Source organism: Kitasatospora sp. NPDC059803, assembly GCF_042732255.1.
Classification (GTDB): domain Bacteria; phylum Actinomycetota; class Actinomycetes; order Streptomycetales; family Streptomycetaceae; genus Kitasatospora.
Map to the genome: position 1 here is coordinate 24097 of NZ_JBHWIJ010000065.1, position 8990 is coordinate 33086.

Annotated in this window: 8 protein-coding genes; 2 read left to right on the forward strand and 6 right to left on the reverse strand. The window is 74.9% G+C overall.

Translation table 11 applies throughout. The features are described 5' to 3' along the window. Positions 1-153: 153 nt before the first annotated feature. A complete protein-coding gene (locus ACFV6I_RS13810) occupies positions 154-2901 on the reverse strand; it encodes a M4 family metallopeptidase (protein ID WP_380425222.1) in 2748 nt (915 codons plus the stop codon). A 237-nt stretch (positions 2902-3138) separates the two neighbouring features. Here ACFV6I_RS13810 and ACFV6I_RS13815 point away from each other — a divergent pair, with 237 nt between their 5' ends. Continuing rightward, on the forward strand, positions 3139-3792 hold the full coding sequence (locus ACFV6I_RS13815) for a class I SAM-dependent methyltransferase (protein WP_063352855.1): 654 nt from the start codon (positions 3139-3141) through the stop codon (positions 3790-3792). A 107-nt stretch (positions 3793-3899) separates the two neighbouring features. Here ACFV6I_RS13815 and ACFV6I_RS13820 read toward each other — a convergent pair whose 3' ends face one another. The 5 genes from ACFV6I_RS13820 to ACFV6I_RS13840 all read right to left on the reverse strand — a co-directional run bounded on the left by ACFV6I_RS13820 (position 3900) and on the right by ACFV6I_RS13840 (position 8048). After that, positions 3900-4376 carry a hypothetical protein gene (locus ACFV6I_RS13820; RefSeq protein ID WP_380425224.1) on the reverse strand — a complete coding sequence of 159 codons (477 nt, stop codon included), beginning with the start codon at positions 4374-4376 and terminating at the stop codon, positions 3900-3902. Between the two features lie 10 nt (positions 4377-4386). Further along, a complete protein-coding gene (locus ACFV6I_RS13825; protein WP_380425227.1) occupies positions 4387-5130 on the reverse strand; it encodes a helix-turn-helix domain-containing protein in 744 nt (247 codons plus the stop codon). 53 nt (positions 5131-5183) lie between these two features. Then, entirely contained in the window at positions 5184-5837 is a 654-nt protein-coding gene (locus ACFV6I_RS13830) for a hypothetical protein (RefSeq protein ID WP_380425229.1), read from the reverse strand. 98 nt (positions 5838-5935) lie between these two features. After that, positions 5936-6556 (reverse strand): 2'-5' RNA ligase family protein, encoded by a 621-nt coding sequence (locus tag ACFV6I_RS13835; RefSeq protein WP_380425232.1) that lies wholly within the window; start codon positions 6554-6556, stop codon positions 5936-5938. Beyond that, on the reverse strand, positions 6549-8048 hold the full coding sequence (locus ACFV6I_RS13840; protein ID WP_380425234.1) for an XRE family transcriptional regulator: 1500 nt from the start codon (positions 8046-8048) through the stop codon (positions 6549-6551). Before ACFV6I_RS13840 ends, ACFV6I_RS13835 begins: the two co-directional genes overlap by 8 nt. A 466-nt stretch (positions 8049-8514) precedes the next feature. Between ACFV6I_RS13840 and ACFV6I_RS13845 the strand changes: the two genes are divergently transcribed. Further along, positions 8515-8835 carry a hypothetical protein gene (locus ACFV6I_RS13845; protein ID WP_380425236.1) on the forward strand — a complete coding sequence of 107 codons (321 nt, stop codon included), beginning with the start codon at positions 8515-8517 and terminating at the stop codon, positions 8833-8835. Positions 8836-8990 lie beyond the last annotated feature (155 nt).

The following is an 8990-nucleotide window of genomic DNA, read 5'->3' on the forward strand; positions in this document are numbered from 1 at the left end:
AGACCAGTGGGGCCCACACCGCCCCGGTACTAGGCGCCCCCGGGGGGGCCCCCCCCGCGTTCCCGGGGGGGCGCCCCGGCGGCCGGGCGGGTTTGCCTGTGCGCCCCCCGCCGCGCGCCGGACCCCTGGGGGGTGGGGGTCAGGGAAAGGTGGTCAGCAGGTGCCCGCCGCGCGGTCGCGCACGACCAGGTCGGTGCGGCCGGGGGTGGAGTCCAGCCAGACGACCCGGGTGCCCTGGTCGGCGGCGGGCTGGTCCTGGCCGCCCCGGTCGCAGGAGAGGCGCTGCGGGGTGCCGCCGCCGGTCGGGAGCTGCCAGAGCTTGGGCAGCGCGGCGTTGGTCCAGCCGCCGGCGGGCTTGGTGCTCTGGACCTTGTAGGTGACGGCCTGGTCGGAGGCGGTGAGGTCGCTGCCGGGCGTCGGGGCGTTCGGCGAGTCGGCGGCCAGCACCTCGTTCACGCCGGAGCCGTCCAGGGCGCCGGAGCGGATGGAGGCGCGGGCGGCCGCGCCGGCCGGGGTGTCCAGCCACAGCAGCCGGCCGCCGGCGAGCCGGGCGGAGGAGGCGGTGGTCGCGGCGGCGCCGGGGGCGGCGTGCGCGGTGTACTGCGCGGTGACCTTGCCGGCGGCGATCGAGTAGACGGTCGGCGCGGTGACGTACTGCTTCCCGTCCTGCCAGGACTCGGTCCAGGCGAGGTAGCCGTCCTTGAGGGTGAGGTCGTCCGGGTGGTGCCCGTCGGCCAGCGGCAGTTCGACCGCGGGGGCCCCGTCGTGGGACAGCCACAGGCTGGTGCGGCCGGCGGCGGAGTCGTGCACGGTGAAGGCGATGTCGCCGCCGGAGACCTGCGGGTTGCCGGGCTCCTTCCCGTCGGCGCGGAACAGGCTGCGGACCGGGCCGGCGCCGGACAGCGGTGCGGTCAGCAGCTCCCGGCTGTGGTCCTTGGCGGTGGTGCCGATGGCCTTCCACACGGCGTTGGTGCCGTCGGTGGAGGGCCAGCTGTGGTAGCGGCCGTCGTCGGGGCTGAGCCGGACGGGGGCGCCGCGCCCGGTGGTGGAGCCGGTGTACAGCGCGGTGGTGCCGGGCAGGGTGCCGCCCGTGCCCTTGACCGGGTCGGGGGCGGGGGCCATCGCCACCCAGTGCCCGCCGCCGGCGGCCGGGGGCGCCATCGAGTAGGAGAGGTTGCGGGCCAGCGTGCGGCTGTCCATGCCGATCCGGCTCTCCCAGCCGGCCTTGATCCCGTGCGCGTCGAACGCGGCTGCCACGGTGCGCAGTTGGGCGTGGCTGAGGCCGAGGTCGCGGCCGGCCGCCAGTGCCGCGTTGCGCCCGGCCACGAAGTCGTCGAGCGGGGTGAGGTAGGCGGTGAGCGCCCGGTAGACCACCCGGTCGGCGGTGAGCGGGTCGAGGGTGCGCCGGATGTCCCACAGGGCGCCGCTGAAGATGGTGGCGTTGAGGTGCTGTCCGCCGTTGTCGACCGTGCCGCCGAGGTAGTCGTTCACGGTGGTGCGGTGGTCGTCCATCCGGCGGTCCGCGCAGGCCTGCGGGGTGCCGGTGCGGCACTTGCTCTCGCCGAGCAGCGCCGCCGCCGGGTCGTTCATGGACATGCCGCGGGCGGTGACCTCGATGGCGTTGCCGAAGTAGTCGGCGAGCCCCTCGTTCATCGCGCCGGCCTGGCCCATGCCGGCCAGGTCGGCGGTGTTCGATATGACGCCGTGGGTCATCTCGTGCCCGGCGATGTCGAGGGCGGCGGAGAACGGGTAGTAGTTGGGGCCCCCGCTGCCGTAGACCATCTTCTTCCCGTCCCAGTACGCGTTGGCGTAGGGGGCGCCGTCCTGGGACACGTTGACGACGGAGGTGATCGCGCCGCCCTTGCCGTCCAGGCCGTTGCGGCCGAACCGGTCGTGGTAGAAGTCGTACACGATACCGGCGTTGACGCTGGCGTCGGTGGCGCCGCTGGTGCCGGTGGAGGCCGGGAAGTCCGGGCCGGGGGAGTGGGCCGGGGGGAGATCGGCGGGGATGCCGCCGCCGAAGTCCATCTCGTCCCGGCCGCCCGCGTCGTAGGTGGTGATGGTGGCGGGCCGGGTGAGGTCGGTGAGCTGGTAACTGCCGTCCGGCAGGCGGGCGATGTTCACCTTGGCGGAGTTGCCGCGGGCGTCCGGCGCGGTCCCGGTGGCGGGTTCGAGGCCGGCCGCGGCGGCGCGCTGGTCGGTGCCGTCCGCCGGGAGCGGGGCGCGGGTGTCGTAGGCGAGGGCGACCACGCCGACGGTGGCGTCCACGAAGACCTCGCGGGCCGCCGGGCCGCCGGTCGCCGGGTCGGCGGCGTGCACGGTGAAGCGCTGGGCGAGCCGGCCGGCGCCGTCCGGCAGGACGACCAGGCCGTGGTCCTCGGCGGTGGCCGCGGCCCGGGCCTTCGGGTCCTGGACGGAGCCGAGCGCCAGGTCCCGCAGGGCGGCGGCCGGGACGGTGGCGGTGGTCGGCACGGTCAGGCCGGTGAAGTACTTGCCGCCGACCGACTCGACGCGCTGCCCGGCGCCCTCGCCCGTCAGGTGCACCAGGTACTGCGCGCCGAACACGGGCACGCCGTCGTGGCGCTGCTCGAACCTGACGGTGCGCCGGCCGTCGGGGGTGCTCTCGGAGCCGACCTCGGCCAGCTCGCCGGGGTCGACGTGGTAGCGGTCGGCGTGGGCCGCGAGGTGGGCGCGGGCGGCGTCGGCGGGGTTGCCGACGGCCGGCTCGGCCAGGCCGGTGACCAGCTGCGGGGCGGCGGTGTCCTGACCGGCCACCAGGGAGGGCACCGGGTCGGGGGCGGTCGCGGGCCCGGCCAGCGCGGGCGGCGCGGCCAGGGCCAGCGCCACCACGGCGGTGGCGCTGATGCCGAGTGCTGTGGACGTGCGGGAACGACGGGGCACGGAGGTCCTCTCGCAGGGCCGAACGGTGGTCGCGGCGGGCCGGTCGCGCCGACCACCGCGACGATCACGATAAGTCATCCAACGTCATATGTCGATAGACTTTCTATGTGCCCTCGGAGGGCCGGAACCCGACCCCCGCAACCGGCCCGCAACCGGCCCCGGAAACCCCCAACCCGCCCCGCCCGGCGAGCGATTCGTTCAAGACGCCACCACACCCCCCGACCGACACTGACCCCCATGACCGATCGCGCCTTCACCCCCGCCGCCGGCCGCCTCGGCCCCGTACGCCTCTACGACCCCATCGTCTCCCTCACCCGCGAACGCCTGTGGCGCAGCCTGCTCGCCATGCACGTGGCCCCCCGCCCCGACGACGTGATCCTCGACGTCGGCTGCGGCACCGGCTCCCTGGCCGTCCTCCTCGGCCGCGTCGAACCCCGCGCCCGCGTCATCGGCGTCGACCCCGACCCCACCACCCTCGAAGTGGCCCGCCGCAAGGCCGCCGCCGCCGGCGTCACCCCCGAATGGCACATCGGCATGGGCGACGCCGTCGCCGACCTCGTGGGCGCCGAAACGGCCGACACCGTCGTCTCCAGCCTCGTCCTCCACCAGTGCCCCATCCCCATGAAACAGGCCGTCCTCGCCTCCATGCACACCGCGCTGCGCCCCGGCGGCAAGCTCGTCATCGCCGACTTCGGGCGCCAGCGCACGGCCGCCATGCGCCTGGCGTTCCGCATCGTGCAACTGGCGGACGGCAAGGAGGACACCCAGCCCAACGCCGACGGCATCCTGCCCCGGCTGATCACCGAGGCCGGCTTCCACGGCGTGCGCGAGACCGAGACCGTCTCCACGCTCACCGGCTCGCTGTCGTTCTACGTCGCCCGCCGCGCGTAGGCCGCGCCCGCGCCGCCCGCCGGGTTCCCCGCCCGTCGGGTTCCCCGCCCGTCGGGTTCCCCGTGCGACCGGGGGAGATGACGCGCCGACAGGCCCGCACCTCCTGCTCAGCCGAGCGCCGTGTACTTCACCCGCTCCTGGAGCGGAGTCAAGCACTCCGTCAGCCGGCGTGCCTCGATGCTCTCCACGCGGTCGGGCGGTTCGTCCTCGTCCCCGGCCCAGCACATGTAGATGTCGACCGGCCCGTGCAAAAGGGCCGCGGACACCAGCGCCGCCAGGAACTCCCGTGAGTGCTTCTGCGCGAGGAACTCCTCGCGCTCCTCGTCCCGCATCGCGTCGACGAGCGCCATCGCGTCGGCCGTGTCGGTGAACCCCTCCCACTCGAACCGGGAGCTGTTGAACCCACAGCCGCAGCCCTCGTGCGAGCCGACGCAGGTCACGTGCGGTGAAGTGAAGCGGGCTCGAACGGGCGCGTAGGCGGCAGTCTCGCGAACCCCGCAGTAGCAGGTCCCGAGCTGCGGACCGGCGGCGCAGGGGATCGGCAGCACGGGCTGTTCGGTTCCGATCCACACCATCAGACACATGCGGACGAGGCTACGCCCGGCCCGAGGCACCCGCCGGACTGCCTGCCCGGCCCGGGCCGCCCGCCGGGCCCGAGGTGCGCAGCACCGGGAGCACCGCGGACGGCGTCAGCCCCGTCATCTCCCGCATCTGGCGGCTGAAGTGCGCCTGGTCGGCGAAGCCGCCCGCCAGCGCCGCCTCGGCGAGCGTGCGTCCCTCGCCGAGCGCGTCGGCGGCGCGGGCCAGCCGCCGCCAGATCCGCCAGCGCGCCAGCGGCACCCCCAACTGCCGCCGTGCCAGCGCCCGCAGGCGCTGCGGCGACAGCCCCACCCGGGCCGCCAGCCCCGGCAGCGCGACCCGGTGGTCCGTCAGCGCCTCCATCGCCGCCCACAGCCGCACGTCCACCTCGGCCGACGGCAGCACCCCGGACGGACACAGGTCCTCCTCCACCAGGTCCCGCCACTGGGGCGCCACGGTGACACCGTCACCGCACCCCGCCCGCAGCCGGTCCGCGAACGCGCAGTGCGGATCGACGAAGAACGCCGACACCCCCCGGACCGGCGCCATCCGGTGCCACACCATCGGCGCCACCACCACCGCCGCGCCCCGGTGGCGGACCCCGGCCCCGTCCACGATCGTCACCTCGCCGCCCGCCGCCGCGACGGCGACCTGGAACGCGGCGTGCCGATGTGACGTGCTGTCCGCCAACGGCCCCCGGTACAGCGCGTACCCCGCGCCCACGACGAAGCGCCGCCCGATCCCCTCCCACTGCCCCATCCGCCCGATGCTGCCAGAGCGCCGCGCCCGCCACCCCGGATTCCGGCCACCCCCTACTGCCTCAGGCCCACGTCGCGGGCCTTCCAGGCCAGGAACGCCGAGAACCGGACCGTGCCCGCCAGCCCGGCCAGGGCGAGCGCGATCCACAGCGGGATCCCGAGCAGGCTGGGCCGGCTCGTGATCATCCGTTCGCCGGCGAGCCACACCCTGGTCTCGTGGCCGTCCGGATACAGCTTCCCGGTGGGCCGCTCCTCGCTGAACTCCCGGCCGCCGGCGCTCCAGTGGTACGTGCAGCCGTAGACGTCGTGGCCCTGGTTCTGGTCGTCCAGCTCCCGGCCCGTCGTCCGGCAGCCCGTCACGGTGGCCGTGACGCCGGGCGGCTCGTGCAGCCTGGTGCGGACGGCGTAGGCGGCCTGCGCCGCCGCGAACACCGTGGCCAGGGCGAGTACGAGCAGCAGCACCAGCGCCACGCAGGAGGCGACGTAGTCGGTGGTGGAGACCTGACGCAGCAGCGGCAGCGAGGCGCCGACGGCCGCCACCAGCGCGACCCCGCACACCACCAGCCACCACCGCGGATTGCCTGGCAGGTCCTGCGACCCCGCCCACACCACCGGCCCGGCCGCGCCCCCCAGCACCACCACCCCCGCCACCACACCCACCGCACAACGTCGGTGCAGCGCCCCCCACGCCACGGAAGCCTCGCGCACCACCCCGCCCCCTCCCCGCCGCCCGCCCGACCTCGCCACCCCCGAGGACGCCCCCACCCGACGTCACGGTTTCGGCCCGCGCCCGCATGCTCCCTTTGTCAGCCGAGCGGCACGCGGGCGGCGGTCTCCCACTCGTACATCCGCCGGTCACGGCCGAGGACGATGAGTTCGGCGGAAGTGATGCGGGCGGTCGCGGGGTAGGTGGTGACGCCGGCAAGGGCGTCGGCGGCGGGATGGGCCGGTCCGTCGGCGTTGGAGTAGGCGACGGAGACGTGGGGGCGGAAGCCGTCGGCCTGTTCGGGGACCTCGGGCCAGACATCGGCGATGGCGGCACGGATGGCCGAGCGGACGGCGTGTACGGGCTCTGCGGGGTCGACGGTGAGGAGCAGGGCCTCGGGGGTAACGATCGCGGGCCCCAGCGCGAGGTCGAAGGCGGGGATCTTCGCAAGGCGGCTGGTGGCGGCGTCGACGATGGCGCGGGCGTCGGCCGCGCTCACCTCGTCGGTGGAGCCGAGGCCCTGCATGGTGAGGTGGAGCCAGCGGTCGGGGACGAGGTCGAGGCCGGGAACGTCGGCCAAGGCGTGGCGGTAGTCGGCGGCGAGGCCGTGGAGGTCGTCGGCGCCGTCGAAGACCAGGTGCCAGGTGTACCAGCGGGTGCCCGTGGTCCAGCCGGGCCGCCACCACCAGTGGTTGGCCATACGTGCGGGAGTGTCAGTCATGGTCGCCGATCCAAGCATCAGTCGGTGCCACGGGGGAGAGGGCGCGTGCGGCTTCCCTGACGGCGGTCTCGATGGCGTCCTGCAGGCGCCGGCCGGTGCCGCTGTCGCCCATGGGGGATGCGGCGGTGTCGCGGGCGAGGTCACGCAGTCGTCGGCGGACGGGAGCGGTGCGGTGCTCGGCAGGCAGGGCGAGGACGGGGCCGAGCGCGTCGAGGACACCTTCGGGCTCGCAGGCGAGCAGGTGGGCTCCAGCACGGGTGATGTGCAACTGGGCCTCGGTGCCGAGCGCGCGGACGCGCTGCTGTCGGAGTGCGGCGAGTCCGCGGTCGGCGTGGGCGAGCGCCTCGGACGCGGATCCGCCGCGCAGGTGGACGGCGGCCCCGTAGTTGGCGTGCCGCCCGGCCAGGCAGGAAAAGAGTCCGCCGACCTGGTCGTGGAGTGTGGTGGAGAGTCCGAGCTCGGCGGCGTCCTGGGCGCGGCCGAGGGCGGCTTGGGCCTCGGCGCGTGCGCCGGCTTCGGCCCAGGCATCGGCGCTCTGGCAGTGGAGGAGGATGGAGACGGTGCCGGGCGCTTGGTAGGCGGCGCCGCGTTCGGCATGCTGGATGGCGGCGCGGAACTGGCCGTCCCAGAAAGCGAGTTTGCTTCTGGTGGACCAGGTCCAGGCGTGCAGTCCCGGGTTGCCGGCCATGTCGGCGCACAGCATGGCGGCGCGGGCATGGGTCTCGGCCTGCGACCGGTGCCCGAGGTCGCTTGTCATCCAGGCCATCATCGCGGACAGGTAGCCGGCGGTGGTGAACAGCTTCTGGCGCTGTTCCAGGTGTTGGTGGCCGTACAGCAGTTCCCAGACTCTGTTGAGTAGCCGTCTGGTCTGGCCGAAGACCGCCAACGGGTCCTGGGCCTCCAGGTAGTCGCTGGCGAAGCGCCGGGTGTCCGCACCGAACTGGTCCAGGGAGACGGGCCCGCAGTTGGTGACCTCGGCCCACTGCGCCCACTGCGCCGACTCGTCCGCGGCGGTGTGGATGAGCGCGGTGCCGGTGAGCGGTGCCACTGGCTCCGGCGCCGAGGGTGCCGCGGCTGTGGGCGCCGAGCCGGGGGTGGCGGTCTGGTGCCGCAGCAGCCGCAGGTCGGCCTCCGGCAGGGCCCGGCGGTCCTCCAGGTCGAGCAGGTCCTCCAGCGAGGCGCTGTAGAGGTCGGCGAGGAGGGTGAGCACCGGCAGGGTGACTCGCCGCCCGGCCGGAGCCGGCCACCGCTCCCACTTGCCGAGCAGGGAAGCGTCCGTCGCCGGACCGGCGGCCCCGGCGAGGGCGTTGAACCGATCGGCCGCCTCCTGGAGGGTCCAGCCGTGCGCGTGCCGCCAGGCCTCGCGCGGCCGACAACCGAAGCGGGCGCGCATCTCGGCGGAGATCGCCGCCAACGGAGCGCCAACGGCGAGGAGTTCGGTGCGGAGGGCGTCGCGATCGGCCTTGGAGCCGGGCTTTGGACGTGGAGGCATGGGGTGGCTCCCGAAGGGGTGCAGAGCAGCCTGACCACCTCACGGTAGCGACCCGGCTACGCCACGCGGGTCACACTGCGCGAATCCGTGGTGACGCACTGTCCGGTAGTCGTCCGTCTCCTCGGTGTCGTGACAGGTCAGCTGGGTGACGGCCTGTCCGGAAAAGGCGGACGCCGCTGCCCGTGACCAGCGCGGGTCTTCAGCGGGACCGTAGTAGCCCGAGACACCGCACCGCATTCCTGGGTAGGCCACCATGACGTCCTCCACCACCGCCTCCGCACAGACGGCTCCCCGTTCCACCGGGTCCCGCCCCCAGTCCTCGGCGGGCCGTCGGCCCCCGTTGTCGGCCCCGAGGTGGCTCGTCTCCGCCTTCGGCGAGGACCGCAACAGGCAGCTGGTGCAGTGGGGGAGCCAGCCCGGAGGGTTGCTTCTCCTGCCCTGCGGGGTGCGCTTCGACGCTCTGCGGATGCCTGAGGACCTGGGCCTGGCAGCCCTCCAGGCGCTGCTGGGCGAGGCTGCTGAGACGGGCCCGTTCCTCCACGACCGCGACTCCCGGCTCGTCTACGCGCTGATCGACCTGCAGGGCGGGATCGGCTGGAGCGAGCGGTGCCCGGGCGTGCGGCTGCTTTCCGTCGGTGCCCACCTCGCCGCCCCGTCGCCGGAACTGGAGTGGCTGAACACCTCGGTCGTGTGGGCGCACATGCCGCCCACCCCGGAGCCGACCAGCCCGGCCCGCCTCGCGGCCGCCCTCGACGCGGTGACCACGCCCGACCGGAGCGCCGCCTGACGTCCTCCCAACTCCACGTCCGGCTGATCGGCACCCACGCCTGGCCAGGCGTGGCCCGGGCGGGGCGGCCGGCGCGGCCAGGCCCGGGGGGGGGGGGCGAGCGGGGCGCCCGAGCGCTGCGCCCGGCCCCGCCGGCGCGGCGCGCTGGGCCACGC

Excerpts from the sequence above, each read along its gene's own strand:
- ACFV6I_RS13840 (WP_380425234.1), bottom strand. The coding sequence starts at position 8,048 with ATGCCTCCACGTCCAAAGCCCGGCTCCAAGGCCGATCGCGACGCCCTC.
- ACFV6I_RS13835 (WP_380425232.1), bottom strand. The coding sequence starts at position 6,556 with ATGACTGACACTCCCGCACGTATGGCCAACCACTGGTGGTGGCGGCCC.
- ACFV6I_RS13820 (WP_380425224.1), bottom strand. The coding sequence starts at position 4,376 with ATGTGTCTGATGGTGTGGATCGGAACCGAACAGCCCGTGCTGCCGATC.
- ACFV6I_RS13845 (WP_380425236.1), top strand. The coding sequence starts at position 8,515 with ATGCCTGAGGACCTGGGCCTGGCAGCCCTCCAGGCGCTGCTGGGCGAG.
- ACFV6I_RS13815 (WP_063352855.1), top strand. The coding sequence starts at position 3,139 with ATGACCGATCGCGCCTTCACCCCCGCCGCCGGCCGCCTCGGCCCCGTA.
- ACFV6I_RS13825 (WP_380425227.1), bottom strand. The coding sequence starts at position 5,130 with ATGGGGCAGTGGGAGGGGATCGGGCGGCGCTTCGTCGTGGGCGCGGGG.